The 22,982-nt window shown below is 46.9% G+C and carries 20 protein-coding genes; 16 read left to right on the top strand and 4 right to left on the bottom strand.

Annotated features, from left to right (window positions below; translation table 11 throughout):
• Positions 1 to 21: 21 nt before the first annotated feature.
• Complete coding sequence (locus tag L0U89_RS17545) at positions 22 to 801, top strand: class I SAM-dependent methyltransferase (RefSeq protein ID WP_234862706.1); 780 nt, start codon at positions 22 to 24, stop codon at positions 799 to 801.
• Between the two features lie 168 nt (positions 802 to 969).
• On the opposite strand, the gene L0U89_RS20635 is transcribed toward L0U89_RS17545, so the two are convergent.
• From L0U89_RS20635 to L0U89_RS17535, 3 genes are all read right to left on the bottom strand, one after another.
• Positions 970 to 1,179: a PIN domain-containing protein gene (locus L0U89_RS20635; RefSeq protein WP_369413258.1), complete on the bottom strand. Its 210-nt coding sequence runs from the start codon at positions 1,177 to 1,179 to the stop codon at positions 970 to 972.
• The gene (locus tag L0U89_RS17540; protein WP_234862705.1) at positions 1,161 to 1,379 is read right to left on the bottom strand and encodes a hypothetical protein; all 219 of its coding nucleotides are present in this window, start codon (positions 1,377 to 1,379) and stop codon (positions 1,161 to 1,163) included. The genes L0U89_RS20635 and L0U89_RS17540 overlap by 19 nt, the downstream gene beginning before the upstream one ends.
• A 173-nt stretch (positions 1,380 to 1,552) precedes the next feature.
• Positions 1,553 to 4,537: a glycosyltransferase family 117 protein gene (locus L0U89_RS17535; RefSeq protein WP_234862704.1), complete on the bottom strand. Its 2,985-nt coding sequence runs from the start codon at positions 4,535 to 4,537 to the stop codon at positions 1,553 to 1,555.
• Between the two features lie 147 nt (positions 4,538 to 4,684).
• On the opposite strand from L0U89_RS17535, the gene trxA reads away from it, so the two are divergent.
• The 4 genes from trxA to L0U89_RS17515 all read left to right on the top strand — a co-directional run bounded on the left by trxA (position 4,685) and on the right by L0U89_RS17515 (position 7,810).
• Positions 4,685 to 5,005: a thioredoxin gene (trxA, locus tag L0U89_RS17530; RefSeq protein WP_234862703.1), complete on the top strand. Its 321-nt coding sequence runs from the start codon at positions 4,685 to 4,687 to the stop codon at positions 5,003 to 5,005.
• 77 nt (positions 5,006 to 5,082) lie between these two features.
• Complete coding sequence (locus L0U89_RS17525; RefSeq protein WP_234862702.1) at positions 5,083 to 6,504, top strand: MBL fold metallo-hydrolase; 1,422 nt, start codon at positions 5,083 to 5,085, stop codon at positions 6,502 to 6,504.
• 204 nt (positions 6,505 to 6,708) lie between these two features.
• The gene (locus L0U89_RS17520) at positions 6,709 to 7,290 is read left to right on the top strand and encodes a YeeE/YedE family protein (protein WP_234862701.1); all 582 of its coding nucleotides are present in this window, start codon (positions 6,709 to 6,711) and stop codon (positions 7,288 to 7,290) included.
• Positions 7,291 to 7,303: 13 nt separating this feature from the next.
• On the top strand, positions 7,304 to 7,810 hold the full coding sequence (locus tag L0U89_RS17515) for a DUF6691 family protein (RefSeq protein ID WP_234862700.1): 507 nt from the start codon (positions 7,304 to 7,306) through the stop codon (positions 7,808 to 7,810).
• 62 nt (positions 7,811 to 7,872) lie between these two features.
• Here the strand turns inward: L0U89_RS17515 and L0U89_RS17510 are convergent, their stop codons facing one another.
• Positions 7,873 to 8,019, bottom strand: coding sequence for a hypothetical protein (locus L0U89_RS17510; protein ID WP_008630112.1), 147 nt, complete (start codon positions 8,017 to 8,019; stop codon positions 7,873 to 7,875).
• 57 nt (positions 8,020 to 8,076) lie between these two features.
• Here L0U89_RS17510 and L0U89_RS17505 point away from each other — a divergent pair, with 57 nt between their 5' ends.
• The 11 genes from L0U89_RS17505 (at position 8,077) to L0U89_RS17455 (ending at position 22,810) form a co-directional block, all read left to right on the top strand.
• Positions 8,077 to 9,237 (top strand): MFS transporter, encoded by a 1,161-nt coding sequence (locus L0U89_RS17505; RefSeq protein ID WP_234862699.1) that lies wholly within the window; start codon positions 8,077 to 8,079, stop codon positions 9,235 to 9,237.
• A 97-nt stretch (positions 9,238 to 9,334) separates the two neighbouring features.
• Positions 9,335 to 10,051 carry an acyl-[acyl-carrier-protein] thioesterase gene (locus tag L0U89_RS17500; protein WP_234862698.1) on the top strand — a complete coding sequence of 239 codons (717 nt, stop codon included), beginning with the start codon at positions 9,335 to 9,337 and terminating at the stop codon, positions 10,049 to 10,051.
• A 74-nt stretch (positions 10,052 to 10,125) separates the two neighbouring features.
• Positions 10,126 to 11,196, top strand: coding sequence for a c-type cytochrome (locus tag L0U89_RS17495; protein ID WP_234862697.1), 1,071 nt, complete (start codon positions 10,126 to 10,128; stop codon positions 11,194 to 11,196).
• The gene (locus tag L0U89_RS17490) at positions 11,193 to 12,578 is read left to right on the top strand and encodes a hypothetical protein (protein WP_234862696.1); all 1,386 of its coding nucleotides are present in this window, start codon (positions 11,193 to 11,195) and stop codon (positions 12,576 to 12,578) included. Before L0U89_RS17495 ends, L0U89_RS17490 begins: the two co-directional genes overlap by 4 nt.
• Before the next feature lie 601 nt (positions 12,579 to 13,179).
• Positions 13,180 to 16,908 carry a T9SS type A sorting domain-containing protein gene (locus L0U89_RS17485; protein WP_234862695.1) on the top strand — a complete coding sequence of 1,243 codons (3,729 nt, stop codon included), beginning with the start codon at positions 13,180 to 13,182 and terminating at the stop codon, positions 16,906 to 16,908.
• A 3-nt stretch (positions 16,909 to 16,911) separates the two neighbouring features.
• Positions 16,912 to 17,418: a hypothetical protein gene (locus L0U89_RS17480; RefSeq protein ID WP_234862694.1), complete on the top strand. Its 507-nt coding sequence runs from the start codon at positions 16,912 to 16,914 to the stop codon at positions 17,416 to 17,418.
• 12 nt (positions 17,419 to 17,430) lie between these two features.
• Positions 17,431 to 18,054, top strand: coding sequence for a hypothetical protein (locus tag L0U89_RS17475; RefSeq protein WP_157198587.1), 624 nt, complete (start codon positions 17,431 to 17,433; stop codon positions 18,052 to 18,054).
• Between the two features lie 4 nt (positions 18,055 to 18,058).
• Positions 18,059 to 18,475, top strand: coding sequence for an ADP-ribosyltransferase family protein (locus tag L0U89_RS17470; RefSeq protein ID WP_234862693.1), 417 nt, complete (start codon positions 18,059 to 18,061; stop codon positions 18,473 to 18,475).
• A gap of 162 nt (positions 18,476 to 18,637) precedes the next feature.
• On the top strand, positions 18,638 to 19,165 hold the full coding sequence (locus L0U89_RS17465) for a DUF4402 domain-containing protein (protein ID WP_234862692.1): 528 nt from the start codon (positions 18,638 to 18,640) through the stop codon (positions 19,163 to 19,165).
• Positions 19,166 to 19,234: 69 nt separating this feature from the next.
• A complete protein-coding gene (locus tag L0U89_RS17460; RefSeq protein WP_234862691.1) occupies positions 19,235 to 20,065 on the top strand; it encodes a fimbrial biogenesis chaperone in 831 nt (276 codons plus the stop codon).
• Between the two features lie 123 nt (positions 20,066 to 20,188).
• A complete protein-coding gene (locus tag L0U89_RS17455; RefSeq protein WP_234862690.1) occupies positions 20,189 to 22,810 on the top strand; it encodes a fimbria/pilus outer membrane usher protein in 2,622 nt (873 codons plus the stop codon).
• Positions 22,811 to 22,982 lie beyond the last annotated feature (172 nt).

Genomic DNA, 22,982 nt, shown 5'->3' with positions numbered 1-22,982 from the left:
CCCAAATTAATGAAATTTTAAATGGCTACCTATACAACGGAAATAGCTTCGGACAAGTTGGTTTCTGACAATCCTATCCACATGCGGCTGCTGAAAGCCTACATTGCCGCCAAGCCACTTGTGGGAGGAGATGTGTTGGAAGTGGGCTGTGGGGAAGGGCGAGGCGTGGAGGTGTTGTTGGAGCATGCGACGAGCTATCTCGGAATAGATAAGATCGGCGAAGTCGTGGAGAAACTGCAAGCCAAATATCCGACTGTGTCTTTTGAAAAGGCAATCATACCGCCGTTTTCGAATTTGAAGGACAATACTTTCGACACCGTGGTTAGCTTTCAGGTCATCGAGCATATCGAAAATGACCGCCTGTTTCTGGAGGAAATCTACAGGGTTTTGAAACCCGGAGGAAAGGCTATCATATCAACGCCCAATATCAACCATACGCTGTCACGCAATCCCTGGCATATCCGGGAATACAAGCCTGGTGGATTGAAATCAATCTGCGGGCGGATATTTGATATTGTCGAGGCCAAGGGTATTGGAGGAAACGACAAAGTTTGGGCTTATCATGAAGCCAATCGGAAATCCGTCAATAAGATCATGCGCTTTGATATCCTGGATCTGCAGCATCGGCTTCCAGCCGCTGTACTCCGCTTGCCCTATGAAATTCTCAACCGGATCAACAGGAACAAACTCCACCAACAAGACGCCGAATCGGTAACGGCGATCAGCCATGAGGATTACTTGGTGGTGGATAATCCAGAAGAAGGACTGGATTTGTTTTATGTGTTGTATAAAACTGTCTAGCCCCACAGCGTGATGCCATCAATGTAACGAAAATCTTTGGTGTTCAGGGTGAATAGGGGAATTTCATAAAAAATCGCTGTGGCCGCAATGATCGAAACAGGTAGGATGAGATGATGGCTTAGTGTGTACTTGTTTAAGAGTTCAAGTGAAATCGAAGATATCGTTTCATTAATCTGAAATACACTCGTCAGTGCAATCAGCTTGTTGATCTTGCTCAGTTCTGTTTAAAGCGCCGAAAATCAATTCCGCAGCTGTAACCATAGAGATGGATATCCTTTCCTCGCCAATTGAGTTGAGCCGTTCCACAATCGTCGGATTGTTTTTCAGCAATTCAATCAGAATATTCGTATCACAAAGAACTAGGTCCTTTTTGGCGATGCTTTTTCCCTAAGCGCTGTTAAATCCACTTCTCTGTTTTTCCAAATTCCCGCAAAATCAAAAATTGAACCTGCTTTCGGTTGATTTTTCACTTTTTGGGTTTTACGAGACTTTTTGATCCTGATGAGATTATTCTTTACGAGATTATCAAGAAGCGCTTTGGCTTTTTCATCGAGGATTTCTATTGAAATCGTTTCCATATCCTAAATATATCAATATCAAATTTGAAAACCTGAATGGAATCGCTTACAAATTCCAGCATATTTATCAATCGTTTCCTTTGGGCTTAAGAGATAGATTTTCTATCAAAATAGCGATGAATTTTATTCCCAAAACGAAAAAGAAAAACCGGGCTTAGTTTCCCGGTTTTTCTTTATCTCGGATCCAAAAGACTGCCTCTGCTTGCACCGGGCCCAAGGGTTCTGTCCAGATCTTTTTTCAACTTAGAAGCAAGTTCATCGTATCCGCGTTCCTCCAGTAATGGCACGAAAAACTTCAGCATCTCTGCAGAAATCATCGCTTCCCGATCATAAGGCCGATTGGTTTTCGAATAAAAATCCAGCATTTGCACGGATTTGTGGGAGATTTTCTCCACAATATCCAAGGCCAATTCATCTTCACCTACCTCAAACAACAAAGGAACGGATTGCCCACTCGCAAGATCGTAGGCTACGGCTTTGTCAGGCATTACCTCGAGGCCGTGCTTGAGTAGTTCTGCAGCCTTGTCCATTTTGTCTTCGTCCAAAAGGGCGATTGCTACGGAATTGATCGCCGACCTGTGGTTGGAAGTAAACCTTCGGAACTCGTCGTCGAAGTAGTTGCTCGGATCGTCCATGCCACGGTAGGCGAATTTCTCCTTCATGTTTTCAAATGCCAAGTCGCTATTGACCAATTCAGAGCGCATGCCTTGTGGTTTACGCACTGGCAGCAAGCGATAGGTCAATCCCTCCATGACCACGTATTCTTCCAAATCCAGACTAATCGTTGCCATGGATGTGTTGTTGAAATAGATTGGCCGCTCCCAGTTGTTGGAAGTGATCAGGTCGATCAACATCAGGTTGCCTTTTGTCAGGTAGTTGCCCTTGATGCGGAGGTTCATTTGCTCGGTCATCAGGCTTTCCATTCCTGCAGGAATCAGACCTTGGTCATAGACTTTTTGGATGTCCACGTCCAAGATCAGGTTTCTGGAGGGTACCATATTGTACCGCATTCTTCCTGAGGAATTCAGCTTCAGCAGGTCACTTCCACTTTTCAGGAGTTTCAGGTATTCCCTGGAAGAAATCGCATTTAGGTTTTCCCGCTCCATCACATAGAGCACGTCGTTGGTGCCCTTCTTGTAATTGTCATAATCCAGGGAAAAAGGCAGCGGATCTGAATCATTGACTTTTTTGGTCATTTGCTCCACATACCAGTCCGTGTCGAAATAGCTCAGCACAACTACCCTTACATCCGTCCTGAATCCTTCCACTTCCTGTACGTACCAAAGCGGGAAAGTGTCATTGTCTCCGCCCGTAAACAAAATCGCGTTTGGAGCGCAGGAGGCGAGGAAGTTTCTTGCTGAATCGACAGAGAAAAATCTACCCTGTCTGTTGTGGTCATTCCAGTTTTCGGCCACAAGAATACCGGGAACGGCAAGTGTCAGTGCCGTTGCAAGCACGCCGGCCGTCACCGTATTTTTGGTCAATTTGGCGATCCAATTGGCCAACGCGATCACACCCAAGCCCATCCAAACGGCAAAGGCATAAAAGGAACCCACATAGATGTAGTCCCGTTCGCGCGGCTCAACCGGCGGTGAATTTAGGTAAAGTACCAGGACCACGCCCATCATGAGGAAAAGCATGGTATTGACGATGAAGGATTTTTGGTCCTTACGTGCCTGATAGACCAATCCGATGATCCCCAGCAGCAGTGGGAGCATCAGGTAGTTGTTGTGCGCCTTGTTGGATTTGATATAGTCCGGATAAATGTCTGAGAAGAAATCAGTGATACCCATCCAAGGTGCATCCATGAAGTCACTTTCCCGACCGGAGAAATTCCACATGAAATAACGCCAGTACATATGGCCAAGCTGGTGCGAAAACATAAAGGCCAAGTTGTCGCCGAACTTCGGCTTTTGGTTTTCCCGTAGGCCGAGTTTGGATTTGTAAATCTGCTTGTGGCGATCTTGGGTCGAATAGATCCTCGGAAGGATGGTTGTCCGCTCGGGGTCATAGACATTGACAGTCGCGTAATCGACTATCTCATATTTGTCTTTCCCTTTGAGATAGATTGGCGCGCCTTCCTTTTGGTCCACCAGTTCGGCATCGAAGTATTGTCCGTGAAGCAATGGCCTGTAGCCATATTGCTCCCGCTTCAGGTAAGACACGTAGCTAATGATGTCCTTAGGAGCATTCTCGTTGATAACGGGGTCTTGGTTGGAGCGGATGATGATCAAGGTATAGGAGGCATATCCGATCAGAATGAAGATCAAAGAGACCAAAATTGTATTCAGTACCACCTTCTGATGCTTGATCGAATACCTGATTGAATATGTCAGAACAGCCAAGAATAGCGCAATGAAGACGACGATTCCCGATCCAAATGGCAGGCCGATGTTATTGACAAAGAAAATTTCCATCGAACCGGCGATGCTCGGCAATCCTGGAATGATGATGTTGTTGATCACAATCAATGCTACACCGCCCAAAGCCAAGGCGATGATTCCTCCTTTGATGTTGGGGTTTGGGTATTTTTTAAAGTAATAAATCAAAGCCAAAGCCGGCAAAGTGACCAAATTCAGCAAGTGGACACCGATGCTAAGTCCGACCAGGTACGCGATGAAAATCATCCAGCGGTTTTCCTCCCTTGGGTCTTGGATTACGTCCCATTTCAAAAATGCCCAAATCACAATCGCTGTGAAGAATGAGGACATGGCGTATACTTCCGCTTCTACTGCGGAAAACCAAAAACTATCCGTGAAGGCATAAGCTAGTGAACCGACCAATCCTGCACCCATCAGGGTCAGGATTTGGCCTTTGGTTTCTTTTCCCCATTCAATGCCCATCAATTTGCGGGCAAACAGGGTGATGGTCCAAAACAGAAATAAGATGGTAAAACCTGAAAACAGCGCACTACCGATGTTCATCCAATAGGCTACCGAAAGACCGTCGCCAAAAGCCAGAAAGCCAAACATCCGGTATATCAACAGGAAAAAAGGAGCTCCCGGAGGATGTGGCACCTGCAACTTATAGGATACCGCGATAAATTCTCCCGGATCCCAGAAACTGGCGGTTTCTTCTACGGTAAGCACGTAGGCAATGGTGGAAACCAAGAATACCAGCCAACCTGTCAGGTTATTGACTTTTCTATATTCAAGCATTGTTTTTGAAGAAATAATGACGGGCGAAAATAAAGAATTAATCCTGAATGACGGTGGATTTAACCTCATTTAAGGCATTGTGATAAAAATTACTGTTGACCGGAAGGGATTCAGTTAATTTTGAAACAAATTAAAATCAAAACAACCATGAGTGCACAACCAAAAACATTCAGCGAGTTGATCAATTCAGACCAAGCCGTATTGGTGGATTTCTTCGCCACTTGGTGCGGTCCTTGCCAAATGATGCAGCCAATCCTCCAGGATACTGCCCAGCAGCTAGGTGACAAGATCAAGATCATCAAAGTCGACGTGGACAAAAATCCCTTGGCCGCCAGCAAATTCCAAGTGCGTGGCGTTCCGACCTTGATTTTGTTCCAAAATGGTAAGGTACTTTGGAGACAATCCGGAGTGGTCCCTGCACATCATTTGGTCAAAGTCGTGGAGGACAATGTGACCGAAAACGTGTAAATTCAAATTGTGACAAAAGTCATTTGGTGCCAAACTGGTCACCAATAAATTTGGAAAAACTAGAAAATCTAAAAAATATGTTGATAGAACAAATATACACTGGATGTCTTGCACAAGGTGCCTACTACATCGAATCTAATGGAGAAGCAGCTATCATTGACCCATTGAGGGAAGTACAACCTTACATCGAAAAGGCCGAAAGAAGGAACGCCAAGATCAAATATGTGTTTGAGACGCACTTTCACGCTGATTTCGTGTCCGGTCACAAGGATCTCTCCGCAAAAACCGGTGCCCCCATCGTGTTTGGACCTACTTCCATGAAGATGGGTTTTGATGCGATTGTCGCTACCGATGGCCAGGAATTCCCAATCGGAAAGGCAAAGATCAGGGTCATTCACACTCCGGGACATACCATGGAAAGTACTTGCTACTTGCTCATCAACGAGGAAGGAAAAGAGGAAGCATTGTTTACCGGAGACACTTTGTTTATCGGTGATGTCGGTAGACCTGACTTGGCGCAAAAAGTCGTGAAGGATTTGACCCAGGATAAATTGGCTGGACATCTTTATGATTCTTTGCGAAATAAAATTATGCCTTTGGCCGACGATATCATCGTTTACCCTGCACATGGTGCGGGCAGTGCATGCGGCAAAAACATGAGTAAAGAGACTTCCGATACTTTGGGTAACCAAAAGAAGACAAACTATGCGCTCCAAGACATGACCAAGGAGCAATTTATCAAGGAAGTGACAACAGGTTTGACGCCTCCGCCATCCTATTTTCCGCAAAATGTCATGATGAACATACAAGGATATGATTCTATCGACGAGGTTTTGCACAGAGGCATCAATCCATTGAGTCCTGCGGCATTTGAGGCTGCGGCAAATGAGACTGGAGCGGTTGTCCTGGATACGCGGGATGCTCAGACATTTGCAAAAGGTTTCATTCCTAACTCAATCAACATCGGCATCGATGGCAGCTTCGCTGTGTGGGTTGGTGCTTTAATCCCTGATCTAAAACAGGAGATATTGGTAGTGGCAGAAGAAGGAAGGGAAGAAGAGGTAATTACCAGATTGGCGAGGGTAGGCTATGATTACTGCATCGGGTACCTCAAGGGAGGTTTTGCTGCTTGGAAGGCCGATGGAAGGGAAGTTGACCATATCGAGTCAGTTTCCGCTGAGCAATTGGCCGAAATCATCGAGGAAAAAGGGAAAGTGAACATCCTGGACGTGCGTAAAAACAGTGAGTATCTGAGCGAACACGTGCTGGATGCAGAAAATGCACCTTTGGATTACATCAATGACAGTATGACCAAAGTGGACAAAAACATGACCTACTATGTACATTGCGCGGGTGGCTACAGGTCCATGGTCTTTGCCTCGATTCTCAAAGCCAGAGGATATGATAATTTGATTGACGTAAAAGGTGGCTTTACCGCGCTGAAGTCTTCCGGACTGTTCCCAGTGAGCGAATATGTGTGCCCGACGACGCTATTGTAAGCATTAGGTAGAACAACGTTGTTTACATTACCCCAAAAAAACAGGACTACGGTCCTGTTTTTTTATTATTCGAGAGTCCTGTGAATGGACTTTTGATTTCCTGCCAAAAACGTGATAAATGTCACTGGCAAACCTGACATTTGTGAACAATTTTGTGATTATCAAATGTTATAGATTTCGCTAAATCATTCTAATTCAAATTACATGGAAAAATTCATCGAATTGGTTTCTCAGCCGTGGCCTTGGTGGGTCGCAGGGCCAATCATTGGTCTGACGGTGCCCGCGCTGTTGCTATTGGGCAATAAATCCTTCGGGATTTCATCATCACTCCGCCACATCTGTGCCGCATGTATGCCTGCCGGGATCCCTTTCTTCACCTACAATTGGAAAAAGGAATTGTGGAATCTGGTGTTTGTATTTGGTGTTTTGATCGGTGGCGTGATCGCTACGTTTTTTCTTGCCAATCCTGACGCGATTGTGATTGCGGAGAGCACGCAGCGTGATTTGGCTGCCTTGGGAATCACCGATTACACGAGTTTGATGCCATCAGATATCTTCACTTGGGAAAACGTCTTTACGGCAAAAGGACTTCTCTTTTTTGTGGTTGGTGGATTCTTGATCGGATTCGGAACCAGATATGCCGGAGGTTGTACGTCAGGGCATGCGATTATGGGACTTAGCACGCTTCAGTGGCCATCACTTGTAGCCACCATCTTCTTCATGGTCGGTGGTTTCTTGATGACCCATGTGTTTTTTGAGCCTTTGGTCAAATTGGTAGGATTCTAAAATAAACAGGAACATGAGCGCAGTTAAAGAAATCGAAAAAAATATCTCCCTCAATGGTCAACCCATCGAGTGCGAGGCACCTAACCTTCAGAAATCAGAAGAACGTGGTGCAGCATTGTTGAAATACCTCGTCGTTGGGATCATTTTCGGCATTGTATTCGTCAAGGCCGAGATCGTTTCCTGGTTTAGGATTCAGGAGATGTTCAGACTACAATCATTCTTCATGTTTGGCGTGATTGGTTCGGCTGTCGTCGTGGGGATGATTTCAGTGTTTTTGATCAAAAAATTTAACATCAAAACCATCCAGGGCGAGAAGGTCAACTTTCAGAAAAAAGAATTCAGAAAAGGCCAAATCATTGGAGGATTCATCTTTGGATTGGGTTGGGCGCTGACGGGTGCCTGTCCGGGACCAATTTTCGCACAGATCGGAAGTGGATTCACGGTGGTCGCAGTCACGCTATTGAGCGCGATTGCGGGAACTTGGGTGTATGGCAAGTTTTCGGACAGGCTGCCGAATTGACATGATACATTTCAAAGTTGAACAAAGAACGGGACCATCCATTGCTGGATGGTTTTTTCTTTTTATTCAAAAACCCGCTTGTAAATAAACCTGATCATCAGGATGATGGCGACGATGATGGTGCCGACGATGACGAATTCCATGTGCAATGTTTCCGAAATAACAACGCCCGCGGGAATAGGTTTGTCCGAACTCGATTTTTTTCCCACCGGTCAAAATATTGGCTCATTCTGAGTTAACTTGCGCGCCAAAACCTATTGAACTTCATGACCTTGTTGCAGAAAAGGAGAATCGCTCTCGGCAGCCTGTTTTTTTTGGCGGGGCTTTGTTTTTCTTCCTGGGCTTCCCGAATTCCGGATATCCAGCTTCGATTCAACCTTTCGGAGTCCCAATTGGGCAGCCTCCTGCTTGGATTACCGTTAGGTTCTTTGGTGGCGCTTCCCTTGGCGGGTTGGGCCGTACATAGGTTTGGCAGCAAGATCGTGATTATCATCAGTGCGCTCTGTTATCTGAGCTTTCTGAGTTTGATCGGATGGAGTACGTCGATTTGGATGCTGGTACCTGTCTTAGTGGTTTTTGGCATGTTGGGAAATATGATGAACATATCCCTTAACACCCAAGCTTTGGCACTCGAGGATAGCTATGGCAGAAGTATTTTGGCTTCTTTTCATGGGCTTTGGAGTTTGGCGGGTTTCACCGGTGCTGGGATTGGCGCGGTGATGATTTATTTGGACATGATGCCTAGGTATCACTTTCTGATTGTCTCCGGTCTCGTATTGCTCATGTTGCTTTTATCCCAATCTTACCTCATCAAGGAGAAAAGCCATGGCGGCGGCGGTGGCTTGGTGCTGCGAAAACCCGATGATTTGTTGCTGCGGATTGGAGCTATTGCCTTTTTGGGCATGTTGAGCGAAGGCTGTATGTTTGACTGGAGTGGGGTGTATTTCAAGAAAGTGGTGCAGATCGACCCCGGTTTGGTGGCCTTGGGTTACGTTTCTTTTATGGGGGCTATGGCGACGGGAAGGTTTGCCTCGGACAGTTTAAATAACCGATTTGGAAGGATTTTGATCCTACGGATTTCCGGCATTTTGATTTTTTCGGGTTTGTTGCTTTCGGTGATCTTCCCAACGCCCGTATTGGCGACGATAGGGTTTTTGTTGGTTGGTTTGGGCGTCGCGGCGATTATCCCTGTTTCTTACAGTATTGCAGGCCGGTCCAAGCTTTACTCCCCCGGAGTGGCTTTGGCTTTGATTTCTACGATTTCCTTCTTCGGATTTTTGTTGGGGCCACCGATGATCGGCTTTATTGCGGATTTACTGAGTTTGAAGGCTTCCTTTATTTTGGTCGGGATTGCAGGCTTGGGCATCGCGCTGTTGACCAGTATCAGGCTTGCAGTGTTTGAGTCGATGGAGGTAACGCGAAAATGACCCGTACGCAGGACTGCCATTTGCCTACCTAATGCTTAGGTTAGGTCGGTCAATTTCTCAATTTTTCGTACCTTCCGATGCTCCAATTGTATTCAATATGCCCACCAATCAGCCCTTTCAGTATTCCAAGGAATTTGAGGTTTTGTCCTTTCAAGTAGACCCGAAGGGAAACTTGCGTTGGGCTTCATTGGGGGACTTATTGCAGGAAGTGGCCTGGAAGCATGCCGACAGCCGGGATTTTGGACAGGCACTTTTTGACAAAGGACTGGTCTGGGTACTCTCAAGATTCCACATAGAGGTCAAGAAAATGCCGCGCTGGGGAGACAAAATAAGAGTCGAAACCGCGGGGCGCGGCGTATCTAAGCTATTTGCCTTACGTGAATTTTCTGTCTCAGATGTATCGGGAAACCAACTTGCCTGGGCCATGTCTGCTTGGCTACTGTTGGATATCAATTCCAAACGACCACAACGCCCCGCGGCGGTATTGCCAAGTGAACTTTTTGATCCCATTGCGGATGAGAATATTGTGCCATCCAGGGTCGAAATCCCTCTTATCCAAGATCATCACACAAGAATCAAGGTCTTACCTTCCGACTTGGACATGAACAACCATGTCAATAACGTGAGCTATATCCGCTGGATCGAAGACGTAGCACTGAGCAATGAATTTTCAATGAATTCGCTTAGAATCAATTACTTGGCGGAAGCTCTTTGTGGTGAGGCAATCGACATCGCAGCTACAAAAGTCGGAAACCAAACCTTTATCTCCGGGATGCACGAAGGCAAAGGGATATTTTCGGCAGCTATCGAATAAGCCCAACTGTGATTTAAATCACTGCAAGCAAGCATGCTTATGTGGCAAATTTGTGCTTGCTTACATTACTTCCTATGAAAAACAATTCAGAGGCTTTTGTCAAATTACTCACCCTGATACTGGGATTGATGGTCGGGGTCACGCTTTTGGTCGTGATCATCATTGGTACGGTCTTTTTGGCACATAATCCAAATATATTGGGACCATCCAAGGATGCTGGGGTCGCAGTACAATCAGCAGCAGCCCCGGTTGAGAAGGAAATCTATCGGGGTGTTGCTCCCAAAGAGGGAATGTGGCAGGCTCCTGAATGGACGACGGTTGATGCCGAGCCCAATGCGGATATGATCAAATATGGCAAAGAATTGGTCGCAAATACCTCCGAGTACCTCGGCCCACAGGGCAAAGTGCGCAAAATGAGCAACGGGATGAATTGCCAAAACTGTCACCTGAATGCCGGTACCGCTCCTTTGGGTAACAACTATGGTGCTGTCGCATCTACTTATCCAAAGGTCCGTGCCCGCTCCGGCCAAATGGAGGATATCCCAAAACGTATCAATGATTGCTTTGAACGAAGCCTCAATGGCAAACCACTTGAACGGAACAGCCGAGAGATGCAGGCGATGGTTGCCTATATGGAATGGCTGGGCAAAGACGTTCCAAAGGGAGAAACTCCGCAGGGTGCTGGAATATACGAATTGGCCTATTTGGATCGACCCGCCGACCCCATCAAAGGCAAGGCTGCCTATGCCCAACTCTGCCAAAGTTGCCACATGGAAGATGGACAAGGCATGATGAAACCCGACAAGACTGGTTACATCTATCCGCCGCTTTGGGGAGAAAACAGCTACAATGAAGGTGCCGGCCTTTTCAGGATGTCAAGATTCGCAGGCTATGTGAAAACCAACATGCCGCTGGGAGCTACTTTCGAAAGACCCTTACTCACCGACGAGCAGGCTTGGGACGTGGCTGCCTATGTCAATTCGCTCCCTAGGCCCAAAAAAGACCTGAGTGCCGACTGGCCTGATATTTCCAAAAAACCGATAGATCATCCATTTGGGCCATTTTCTGATGGCTTCACAGAGGAGCAGCACAAGTTTGGACCTTTCAAACCCATCAAGGAAGCAAGACAGGTAGCCGCAAAATGAGAGGTTTGCTGGTTTTGTTATTCGCGATAGGCGTAGTTTTTCAGGGTTTTGCGCAGGATACCATCAAGACCAAGACGCCATCCCAAGCGCCGGTTGCGGCGACCGTTGGATTGAGGACATTTTGGATGTCGACCAACTATTGGGAGGATTTCAAAAATGATTATGCCCTTGGCCAAGGGGCTTATGTTCAACTCGCCACGAAGCGTTTCAAAGGTTTTTCAGCAAAGGCCCGATTCGGTGCTTATGGGCGCGTATTGAGTTCTGACCTGCTCGCTCCCGATCCGAGGACCGGCGCGGGAAACCGCTATGAAGTTGGCTTATTTGATATCGCAAATCCCGAAAGTCGGGCCTATGGAAAAGTCGAGGAGCTGCAGATTTCCTACCAAAGTAAAAAACTCTCCGCGACCATTGGCAAAATGTCTGTCAATACGCCTTTCATCAATCCGCAGGACGGCAGGCTCGGGCCGACCTTTGCAGAGGGATTGAAGCTTGGCTTTCGTCCAAATCCAAAGCACCAATTTTCCTGGGATTTGATCACAAGGATAAGTCCGCGGTCGACCTCGGGATGGTTTGGTGTTGGAGAATCGATGGGGCTCTATCCCATGGGTTTGGGTGAATCAGGAAAGCCCGGAGCTTATTTTGGAGTCACCAAGAGTGATTTTATCAATTCATTGGATTGGAAATGGAAATTGGATAGCTCTACCGAACTGAACCTCAACCACACTCTGGTCCAAAACATCTCCAGCACGGTATTTTCCCAATTTACCAAAGATTGGTCTGTAGATGGAACCCAATCCAAAATCATTTCAGGCCTGCAAGTCATCGTGCAGCAGGGCCTTGGAAATGGTGGAAATGATGACCCAAACAAGCGATACAAGAATCCCGATGATATAAATTACATCCTTGGTGGTCGACTCGGATGGAAAGATCGCCAAACCCAAGTGGTGCTTGCCTATACCAATATCAGTGGGGATGGGCGTTTTTTGAGCCCTAGGGAATGGGGTAGGGAGCCGTTTTTTACATTTATTCCGAGAGAAAGGACCGAGGGATATGGCTATGCCCAATCAATTACTGGCTTGATTCAAAGATCCTATGGCGAAAATCAGGGTCAGGTTTATGTACATGGAGGATTTGTGAGACTTCCCGATCCGACTGATTTTGAAGTGAACAAATATGCCTTTCCGTCCTATGCACAGGTAAACCTGGGATGGAAATACGCGCCCAAGGATTTTCTGAGAGGTCTCGACATCCATGCGCTGGTCATGGGCAAATTCAATATGAAATCAGGGGAAATGAAGCCACAGTGGATATACAATAAGGTCAACATGATTCATGTGAACGTGATCCTGAATTACACCATCCACTGGGAAATGTTCAATTAATTCCCTGATCGGTGATCAAAATCCCTTTTTTTGGTAAAAAATAATTGATTCCTGTTATTATTTTGACAAAAGTCAAACGCATGAAAAAATGCCACATGAAAAACAAAATGTCCAAGGGATAATGCAAAATAGAAATTTTGTAAAAAATCGGGTTTTTCGATTTCCTTGCCAAATCCCCCCGCTGGGCAGCTTCTGAGGGGTTTGCATTTGTTTGGTAGATTTTTTTTTCTCGATATTTCGAAAAAATCAACGGAGCGTATTCACCAGCGTCACCCGATTTGTTTTAACTGACCGATATTTTAAAACAAGTTACCGAAGTCGCAAAAACTTCACTGGTTGATTCACCTTTTTTGATTTTACCCTTTCGCCCTAGTGATTGATTGAATTTTGACTTTTCCCAAAAGCAGACCGAGCTTTTGTAAAAGCCCAAAACCGAGATCATCCTTTTTAAAAAACAAAACCGATTTCATCAAACAGATTTGACTGAAGCCTAGGCTTCCGGCTTGGATACTCAAATTCCTGTGTTTATAGTTCAGGAAAACGTGAGTCCCTTCCCTGGAATAGCTATGCCCAATTCTGAAGAAAATATTTTGAACACAAAATGACAAGGCAATTCAACATATCGCTTCCAAAGTTTCCAGCTGCCACGGCAGTATTGGTGTGGATGCTTTTGTTGTTGCCATTCGTTGGCCTGGCGCAGGTTACATACACCTGGATAGGTCCCAACAACGGATCTTGGGCAACTGCTACCAACTGGTCTCCAACCCGAACGCCGGTAGCGACTACTGATATTCTCCAATTCACATCTGGCCAAACGTTGACCGTAACAGGCGTGCCTTCCCAGACAATCCGCGGACTGTTTATCACCAACGGATCCAGAATCACCCTTTCGTCTTCCACTAGTACAACACTTACTATCAACAATGGTACTGGTACCGACATGGTGGTGGATGGGAACTCTTCCCTAACGCTAACAAGCACAACAACCCAATCTCGAATTACCTTGGCGGCAAGTGCCACCGCGGAAATCAATGGAGAATTGATTTTGGGTAACCTAGGAAACATCAACTTGGCTAGTTCCGGAGTCTTGTTTTCAGTGAATGGCAAGTTGACAAATATCAACGGCTCGTTTTCTTCTACAACCGCGGCAAAGATGCGTTTCGGGCCTGGATCCGAATATAATCACGCACGAAATGGGAGTTCTCTGCCAGTCGCTACTTGGAATGCGACATCGACGGTGAGGTTTACGGCGATCACTTCTTCGACTGTTGGGTCCACCAACCAGAATTTTGGAAACGTGATTTTCCAATCTCCTGCCCAAACGGTCAATATGTCCTTTGCACCATTGTCCATCGCCGGTAACCTCATCATAAACAACGCCAACACGACTGGACAAATCAGCCAAACAGTTAACAACATAGCAATTGGAGGTAATTTCGAAATGCTCGGTGGAAGGTATGCCATCGGCAACGGAACCAACTCAAACCGATCTCTTACTGTAGCCGGAAACGTCAACGTGGCTGGGGGTACGTTGTTCATGAGTAGCAGTAGCGGCGCCATTGGTAACATCAATGTCGCGGGAAATTTCACCCACACCGCTGGCACGATCACAGAAACAAGCTCGGGTTCCGGCAGAATTACTTTCAATGGAAACGGCTTGCAGACACAGACATTCACTTCCGGCGGTACTGTTTCCAATACGATCAATTACACGATTGCCTCAGGGGCAGTCGTACAGGCGGCAGACGCCAATACGGCCATCTTGGGTGGAGGTACCTTTACACTTTCGGCCGGAGCTACGCTTGGAATCAGGTCCCCACAGGGGATCACCACGTCCGGCGCCACAGGCTTGGTGAGGGTCACGGGAACAAGAACTTACAATACCGCAGCGAATTATATTTTTAATGGTAATACTAACCAAACCGTCGGAAACGGATTGCCCGTCACGGTGAATAACCTCACGGTGGCCAATTCAGGGGCTGAAGGCAGCAATGTCGTCAGCCTTGCTCGAAACACCAGCATTACAGGTAATTTGAGCATTTCCGATGGGACTTTTGACATCAGTACATTTTTGGCTAATCGGTCGATTTTTGGTGGACAGATCCTGATGGCAGATGGTGCCTCCTTGAGAATAGGGGGAACCAATACTTTTCCTGCCAATTTTCAAACCCACACCATGGGATGCGACGCGACCGTAGCATACACAGGAACCAACCAAAGCATCGCAGACCTCAATAGCGGGGCGAATTATGGCAACATCATATTGAGTGGTTCTGGGACCAAGACGTTCCAAGGAGGTACTACCTCTATTTGCGGTGACTTGGCACTTACAGGTACCGTCACCGCTGTTGCCGGAAACGACCTTTCGATCGGAGGGGAATTTTCACTCGGGCCTGATGCGGTCTTTCAAACCCAACAGTTCACACTTCAGGCACAAGCTTGGAACCTGGAAGGGCAACTTCAAAGTGCGGGCAGTCGCGTAGTGATCAATTCATTGACTCCCCTGAATATACCGGGCGGTGAATTCAGAGAGTTGGTGGTACAGGGTGCTGGACTGAAGACATTCAGCGCCCCGGCTACAATTACGGAAGGTTTTGTAGTTGATAGTCCAATTGAACTATTGGATGGATCGTCTTTGCTCTTGGCGTCCAATGCCCTTATGCAGGTTCCAGCCAATGTCAGTGTTTCTACTTCGGGTTCTGCTAAGATTATCCTGCAACCCAGCGCCAGATACTTGAATTTGTCCGCCAGCAATCCGACGCTGGAGGTAAGGCAGGAATTCAACGGATCGCGTGGTTGGCGCATGATGGGAACGCCCGTTGGTTCGACTTATGCTGATCTACTTTCAAGTGTGGAGAGCCAAGGCTTTCCTGGTTCTACCAATCCTTCACTACAACCCAATGTTTTGTGGTTTGATGAAACGGATAACGGAACCAGCCTTCAGGGATGGAGAGCACCTTCCCAAATCGCCGACATTGTTCCAACTGGACGTGGCCATTACCTATTTGTGTTTGATGGCGCGGACAAGCCGGGTGGGGGAACATACGCAGACCTGCTGCCACTCACGACTGATGTGACTGGAACCGAGCCCAACCTAAACACAGGCACATTTGATTTTAGCGTCACTTATACGCCAAGAAGTACCGATCTCGTCCAAAACGGCAATGACTATTCAGAAGTAAGCTTGGCCGATGAAGGCTTCAATCTCCTCGCAAATCCGACAGCTTCCTTTATTGATTTCTTTTCTCCTTCAGGTTGGACAAAGACCAATATCGACAATACGATCTATGTTTGGGATCCTGAAACAAACGCTTTCCTGACCCATAACGGGGTTTTGGGAACATTAGAAAATGGTCGCATCGCACCTTACCAGGCGTTTTGGGTAAAGGCGAATGGATCCAACCCGGTTCTTCAACTGACCAACAACGACGCAAAGACAAGCACTTCGAAGGAATTTTTTGGCAGGAAAAAAGAAGAAGATCCTTTTGCCATCAGGTTAAGGATCAATGGTGAAACCATGCAAGCGGCTTCCTATATCAGTTTTGGTCGTGGTGGAGTCGAGGGCCCGGATGCCTATGACGCATATCAATTGGAGTCTTTGGGAAATGACTGGCTTTTCCTTTACTCTTATAGTTCACTAAGGGCTGATATGCCTCTGGTGATCAATCACTTGCCTGAATTGGGAGATGAGGATCGCATTATCCCACTGCACCTGGCGGCTTCCAAAGGTGGAAAACCAGTGTCAGGAGATTACCTACTCAGCTGGGAGTTGCCCCTGGGCTGGCCCTCTGAAAAGACCGTCACGCTGATGGACCATATCCATCAGAAGGCAGTCAACATGCAGGAGGAATCGGTTTACGCTTTTTCCTTCCAAGGTCCCGAACGGCCAGCGAAAAATACACGCTTGGGATCAGATTCCTTCAAGACGCCCGGGAACCCGATTTTCCAATCACCGTTCGCAACAGGTGATCCGGCTGCAAGAAAAAGTCCTGACGCGCCACAGCGTCCATTTACGATCTACATCGGCAAGGCGATACAAGGGGAATCCCAAGAGTACCTTCCGGACTTGCCAAAGCTGTTTGCACCCTATCCGAATCCATTCAGGAATGAGGCGTCGATTAAGTTTTTTGTACCTGAAACGACCATGGTCGAAATCAATATCTATGACCTGATGGGAAAGGTAGCTGCTTCATTTCCGGCCAAAACCTACCCAACGGGAACACATGAAATCCAATGGTCTGCTGAAGGAAATTCCCTTCGATCGGGCCTATATGTCGTCAGCATGACGGCGGGAAATTATCGATTCACCCAAAAACTGATAAAGAGCTAATCCATGAGAAAAGTATTGTTGATTCTAATGATCGGCTGTTTTTGGAGTACAGTCTCGTTGGCGCAGAAGAACGGCAGGATTGCCACGCTGAACGTGAAGGCAACAGCTACCGTCACGGACAACCTCCAGATGCTGACGATCAGAAACGTGGATTTGGTCAACCCGCCCGTGCAGAATGATGCCATTGTGGTGTCACCGATCACGAGTGAACATGCCGGCATGTTCAAAATCGTCGGAAATCCCGGTTCAAGGATCAGGATTACTTATCTGCAATCGGAGGTCCTGCGCGAAATCTATGAAGGTCACGGTGAAGTCGAGGCCAAATACGTGTTGAGTGCGGGTTTCGAAGACCTGCAGTTTCAAAGTGTGCTGCTGGATGTTGGTGAAGGCATTTTCAGGATTGGACCGGATGGCTTTCTCTATGTATGGCTGGGTGCCAATCTTGACTTGTCCAAATCGAGTCCTGGCTTGTATTTGTCTGAATTTATCCTCGAACTGGAATATATCTGATCGATGAAAAGTATGCATCCATATCGTCTCAAAGGCAAAATCTTGACTGTCATCGCAGTCATGATGTTGCAGACCCATGGCTGGTGCTTGGCTCAGCGGATCACATTCAGTACTTGGACCGGTAGTGACGAGATCAATATCACTTCTCCGCAGGGTGTCCTTCCAGCTTTGGATTTCAGCCAAAAGAAGCGGGTGATTTTGCCCAATTCAGAGGCGGTTTCGATTGACTTAAACGATAACCTGGCGGTAATCTTCGAATTGGAGGCGCCGGAAGGGTACGATTTGACTGTTGAGGTAAGCGCGCCGATCGCATTCACTTTGTTGGATAATCCGAGCGAGACCATTCCTTTTCAAATGCGAATGGCCTACAACAACCAAAGTCCTATCGATCCGGTGTCGGGAAAATTACAAGCCGTCGAAATGCCGATTGGTTTCAATAGCATCACATTTCCAGTCAGCCGCAACAGTAGTGGTTTGCCTGCTGCACCACCTAGTCCAGAGTACGGAGGATTTACCAGACCAAAGACCAAGGCTTTTGTCTACTTCTATGGTTCCTTGGGCCCAATTGGCAATGTACCAACGGGTCGCTACGAAGCGGAAATCAACATCAATGTATCCTTCACCACCAATGATTAAGGCGATGACGATAGCGGTTCTATTGGGAGTTTGCGGGTTTTCGCAGGCTAATGCGCAGGCCTTGTCATTTCGGCTTGAGATTCCTGCAGGCGCTAGTTTGGGATCGCGGGTGCTGAAGGCTGCGGAAAAGGACGGGTTTGAGGCCTATATGTGGATCGAGATGGTGACGCGGGAGAACATCCAACTCTTTGTGTCGCTGCGGGATGAGTCGGGGAGTTTTTCCAAGAACCCGATTTACATACTAAACGACGGCAGCGCTGATTTTGCCAATGCCGACCAGTTTACAAGAGGCTATGTCAGTACCACAATGATGCGACACGGAACTTTGGTACATAACATAAGGCCCAAAATCAACCAAGTAAGTACCTGGATAGGTGTTCCGGCAAAAAACGGAACGATCACAACAATTGAATATTTCTAATCAAACGATAAAATCACCCTTCAATCAAATGCTTATGAAACATCAAAAGATCACCAATTATCTCAAATTCAGTAAAGTATTTATTCTCAAAAACAATTCAAGCAAACAACAAACAAGTACAAATTCTAAACAAAATCTAAACAATTAAAAACAACACAAATTATGAAAACAACAGTAAAAATTCTCGCTTTGGCCTTCTTTATGGTAGGCTTGTCTCAAGTAGCATCTGCTCAGAAAGCTTCATCTGCTACCGCATCGGCTGAAATCCTTCAGGATTTGACCATCACTTTGGATGGAACCTTGAACGCTATCAACTTTGGTCGCGTATCCTCTACTACGCCAGGTATTATCAGACTGGATGCCAACACTGATGCGAACAACTTGAACACTGGTTCGGTAACCAACGTGGCAAGATTCGACTTGGCTGGTGCCAATGGTGGTGCAACCGTATTTTATGATCCGACTGTTACCATGACTTCAGGACCTGACAACTTTGTAATGACCCCTCAGGTGGTCGGAAATGCATCGACTGCAAACAGGGCTATTGCCACTGCGGTTGCCAGCGGCTCAACTGTGACACTGGCTTCGAATGCATATTTCCTTTGGATTGGTGGTACTATTCCTCAATTGACCGCGCAGCCTGTAGGTACTTATATCGGTACATTCAATATCAGTGTTGAATACAACTAATCATCAAAAACCCAAGGCCGACGGATTTCCCGTCGGCCTATTTCTCCTTCAATCAAAACTCTTCGATCAATGAAAAAGCACATTAAAAACCTGTTGGCCGTGATGATGCTGGGAATGACCTTTCCTGCTTTTTCCCAGATTTCCATTGCCCCTACTTCCGTTTTCTTGGATGAAAATGGAATTGCTTCGATCTATGTAACCAACCCTGCTGAAGTTCCTCAGGAAGTCAGCGTCAGCTTTGTTTTTGGCTATCCTGGAAATGACGACCTCGGCAACCTGATTATGGTCTATGGCGATAGCGTCAAAGAAAAACAATTTGGCATGGGAGACAGGCTGCGTTCTTTCCCAAGGACATTTGTCCTCGCTCCCCAGCAACAGCAGACGGTTAGACTTCAATTGAGGCCGGATAGGTCTTTGCCTGCGGGTACTTATTTCACCAGGGTAAAAGTCACCTCCAACAACGTGGCCCAGGAAGTTGGTCAGCCAGTCGAAAACGAGGTTGCAACCCAAGTCAATTTCAAATTTGACCAAGTGATCGCGGTGTTCTTCAAGCAGGGACAGACATCCACGGGATTGGAACTTGGCGACTTGCAAATGCAGCAGGATACCGAAAAAATCAGGGTCATTGCTCCTTACCAGACTACTGGAAATTCTCCGTTTTTGGGAAGTGTTATCGCCTCGCTCAAGGACAGCAACAACAAAACCGTAACCGAGGAGCAGCAATCCATTGCCTTGTATTTCGGCGGAAAGAAAGGTTTGGACATCGCTATTCCGGAAGGTTTGCCCTCAGGTGAATATCAGGTAGAAATGCGGTTTGAAACCAAGCGATCCGATATTCCATCCACGGATTTGGTGCAAGCCAGCTCAGTTGCGAAGCGGGTTTTTGTCAAGATTCCATAAGGCCGCCACGGTCGCATTACAGTCAAGCCCATCTTAGTCACCCAATTTTTACTCTTCATTGTTTTGTTAAAAGAATTATCATTTCTGTCCCTTACCCAGACAGCAAAGGCTCTTACTGTCTGCATGGCGCTTTGGTGGCTATTGCCATCGACCAAAGCGCATGCGCAGCGTGAGCCGGATGGCGAAGCTTTGGTGCTTTTTGCCTATCCGTCTTTGGGACAGGAATATGTCAACGTGGTATTTTTTGAGGAGGTGCCTTACCTGCCGCTTGGGGAGATTTTGAGTATGATGTACATCCACAACGAAAAGACCGAAAGTGGAAAAGGACTTACTGGATTTTATCCGACCAAAAATGATGCCTGGCGAGTCGACCCGGTACAGGGTGTGATTACCATGCGCAACAATACTGAAGTACTTCCTGCCGATAAATTTTATTTGGGCGAAATGGACCTTTACCTCCATCCCGAGTATTTCAGCCGGATGTTTGGACTCAATTTCTCCGTGAATTTCCATTCGCTTACACTCAGTCTGAAGGCTGATTTTCCGCTTCCGATAGACGAGCGGCAAAAGCGTGAAGCACTCCGTCGAAAAATGCAACAGATGGGAGCGGCCCGCGAACAAGCGCCTGCACCTTTGATGTATGATCGTGACCGAAAGGGTTTTGCACCCGGCATGCTCGATTACAATTTCAGCTATACCCAAACGGAGAGCAATTCGACATTTTCCACACTGTTAAATGCCGGTATGGAGTTGTTTGGGGGCGATTTGCAAGGAATTTATGCGGGCAATGTGATCGACGGGAACCTGGTATCAAGGGTATCTGGCGCCCGGTGGAGGTACGTTTTCAAAGGTGGACTGGAACCTGATGACAATGTCGGCATTACCAGTATCGCCGTAGGTCAATTACAGACGACTGGCATGACCAATTCCGCTCGTATTCTTGGCTTGGCCGTGACCAATAATCCGATCATTCCCCGCATGAAGCTGGATGTATTTGTGATCGATGGCTACACGGAGCCTGATTCAGAGGTGGAATTGCTGATTGGCGGACAGTTGGTGGATTTTTTGAGAGCTGACGAGGTCGGCTATTATCGTTTCAATGCACCGATTACCTTTGGAGTGGTGCGGATCACCACCAGGATTTACACCCCACAGGGCGAGGTGATTATCCAAGACCGGCAACTGCAGATTCCCTTTACTTTTTTGCCAAAAGGATTTGCAACCTATAATTTCCAGGCTGGCCTGCCGATGGGAGATACCTTGAACTTCGATCAAGAACCGATTGCCCATTTGGATTTTGCATACGGGCTGACCAATGCCTTGACCGTAAGGGCAGGAGTGGACCATGGAGCGGTTTTCGGCTTGAACAAAACCTATCCTGTTTATGGATTGTCGGCGAGGGTCTTTGAGCAATATCTGGTCAACGTGGATGTGCTTCCTGACCGCTATTACCAAGCTTCAGGTTCTGTGTTTTATGCCAATAATACGAGTATCAATGGCCAATTCACCGAGTTTGTCCAAGGTTCTGAATTCAACCCGATGGGCAAGCTGCGGGAGGCAAGCTTGAATACTTTTTTCCCGTTCAAAGCCTTCGGGCGGTTTTCGGGATTTAGGCTGACGGGTGAAAGGCAGTGGTTTGACAATGGCTTCCGTACCAACCTGCAGTCTGATTTTAATACTCAGATCGGCCGGGTTATCGCCCGTTTTAACTACCGCACACGGATCAATGGCATTGAGGATTTGGGCAATTTACCGCCGCTTCCGGAGCAGTCTTTGTCTATGGGGCAAGCAACAGCGTCACTTACTTACACCCTAAAGAGAACGCCAAGCGTCCCCGTTTTTGTGCGGGGTCTTTTCCTCCGTGGCCAGTTCAAATATGACACCTATCACAAGCAGCCTGCGACGGTAAGTTTGATGCTTTCACAGACTTTGTTCAAAATGGGAAGGCTTACCATTGGCTATGATAGGGACATTCCCCGACAGACAGGATTATTGCAGATTGGCTTTTTGTATGACTTCAGAGGCATCAGGACTTCTACGCAATTTACCAAAAATGAAGTTGGCTACATCGCCCAACAGGCATTCACAGGCTCGCTTGGGATCGACCCCAAGGGCTTCATCCTTCCAGATAACCGGGATCAGGTTACCAGATCTGGCGTGGCTGTGAGGCTTTTTGTCGATGCCAATGAAAACGGGAAATTCGATGCCAACGAGCTCGTCATACCAGCCAAGGCAGTAAGGTTGGACCGGTCCGCAAATATGCTTCTAGGCTCCGATGGGATTTTGAGGATCACCCAACTCCAATCCTACTGGAAATACATCATGGAGGTGGATCAGCATGCGCTGCCCAATCCAAATTTGGCGCCGAAAGTCAGTCGGTTCGAATTCGTTGCCGAGCCAAACAGGTTCCGTACGATCGATATCCCGCTCTACCAGACCGGTTTGATCGAAGGGGTTGTGACCATCGAGCAATATGGCAGGGTCGAAGGCTTGGGCGGATTGCGCCTAGTTGTTGAGCGATTGGATCATTCCGGAGAGGAATTGCAGATTGTGCGGACCTTCTCCGATGGAGGATTCTATCTCTTTGGCTTGATGCCAGGGAAATACCGCGCTTTTGTCGATCCAAAACAATTGGAATTCATGAATGTGAAGTCCGAGCCAGGCGAATTGGAATTTGAAATCCGCGCCTTGGCGGAAGGGGATTATTTGGAAGGATTGAATTTCAAACTCAAGCCAAAGGAGTGATAATTTCCCACTGATTTTTATTCGAAAAGTGGAATTCGGGAATCGGTTTTTTTGTCGCTTTTCGGCAAACGCTATTCAAGGTTCAATCTTGATTTTAAAAAAAAATCAACACTTCAAACTTGAGAAAGTAAAAAGCTTTCCGGAGTTTGGGTTCCGGAAAGCTTTTTGAAAA

The sequence above is a fragment of the Mariniradius sediminis genome, assembly GCF_021491425.1.
Classification (GTDB): Bacteria; Bacteroidota; Bacteroidia; order Cytophagales; family Cyclobacteriaceae; genus Mariniradius; species Mariniradius saccharolyticus.
Note: the sequence above shows the minus strand (reverse complement) of the source record. Positions and strands in the feature narration are given on the sequence as shown.

Bases quoted from the DNA above. Each gene is read 5' to 3' on its own strand.
- L0U89_RS17545 (WP_234862706.1), top strand. From the start codon at position 22: ATGGCTACCTATACAACGGAAATAGCTTCGGACAAGTTGGTTTCTGAC.
- L0U89_RS17470 (WP_234862693.1), top strand. From the start codon at position 18,059: ATGACGATAGCGGTTCTATTGGGAGTTTGCGGGTTTTCGCAGGCTAAT.
- L0U89_RS17540 (WP_234862705.1), bottom strand. From the start codon at position 1,379: ATGGAAACGATTTCAATAGAAATCCTCGATGAAAAAGCCAAAGCGCTT.
- L0U89_RS17515 (WP_234862700.1), top strand. From the start codon at position 7,304: ATGAGCGCAGTTAAAGAAATCGAAAAAAATATCTCCCTCAATGGTCAA.
- L0U89_RS17485 (WP_234862695.1), top strand. From the start codon at position 13,180: ATGACAAGGCAATTCAACATATCGCTTCCAAAGTTTCCAGCTGCCACG.
- L0U89_RS17535 (WP_234862704.1), bottom strand. From the start codon at position 4,537: ATGCTTGAATATAGAAAAGTCAATAACCTGACAGGTTGGCTGGTATTC.
- L0U89_RS17505 (WP_234862699.1), top strand. From the start codon at position 8,077: ATGACCTTGTTGCAGAAAAGGAGAATCGCTCTCGGCAGCCTGTTTTTT.
- L0U89_RS17520 (WP_234862701.1), top strand. From the start codon at position 6,709: ATGGAAAAATTCATCGAATTGGTTTCTCAGCCGTGGCCTTGGTGGGTC.
- L0U89_RS17475 (WP_157198587.1), top strand. From the start codon at position 17,431: ATGCATCCATATCGTCTCAAAGGCAAAATCTTGACTGTCATCGCAGTC.
- L0U89_RS17495 (WP_234862697.1), top strand. From the start codon at position 10,126: ATGAAAAACAATTCAGAGGCTTTTGTCAAATTACTCACCCTGATACTG.
- L0U89_RS17455 (WP_234862690.1), top strand. From the start codon at position 20,189: ATGGCGCTTTGGTGGCTATTGCCATCGACCAAAGCGCATGCGCAGCGT.
- L0U89_RS17480 (WP_234862694.1), top strand. From the start codon at position 16,912: ATGAGAAAAGTATTGTTGATTCTAATGATCGGCTGTTTTTGGAGTACA.
- trxA (WP_234862703.1), top strand. From the start codon at position 4,685: ATGAGTGCACAACCAAAAACATTCAGCGAGTTGATCAATTCAGACCAA.
- L0U89_RS17460 (WP_234862691.1), top strand. From the start codon at position 19,235: ATGAAAAAGCACATTAAAAACCTGTTGGCCGTGATGATGCTGGGAATG.
- L0U89_RS17465 (WP_234862692.1), top strand. From the start codon at position 18,638: ATGAAAACAACAGTAAAAATTCTCGCTTTGGCCTTCTTTATGGTAGGC.
- L0U89_RS17500 (WP_234862698.1), top strand. From the start codon at position 9,335: ATGCCCACCAATCAGCCCTTTCAGTATTCCAAGGAATTTGAGGTTTTG.
- L0U89_RS17525 (WP_234862702.1), top strand. From the start codon at position 5,083: ATGTTGATAGAACAAATATACACTGGATGTCTTGCACAAGGTGCCTAC.
- L0U89_RS17490 (WP_234862696.1), top strand. From the start codon at position 11,193: ATGAGAGGTTTGCTGGTTTTGTTATTCGCGATAGGCGTAGTTTTTCAG.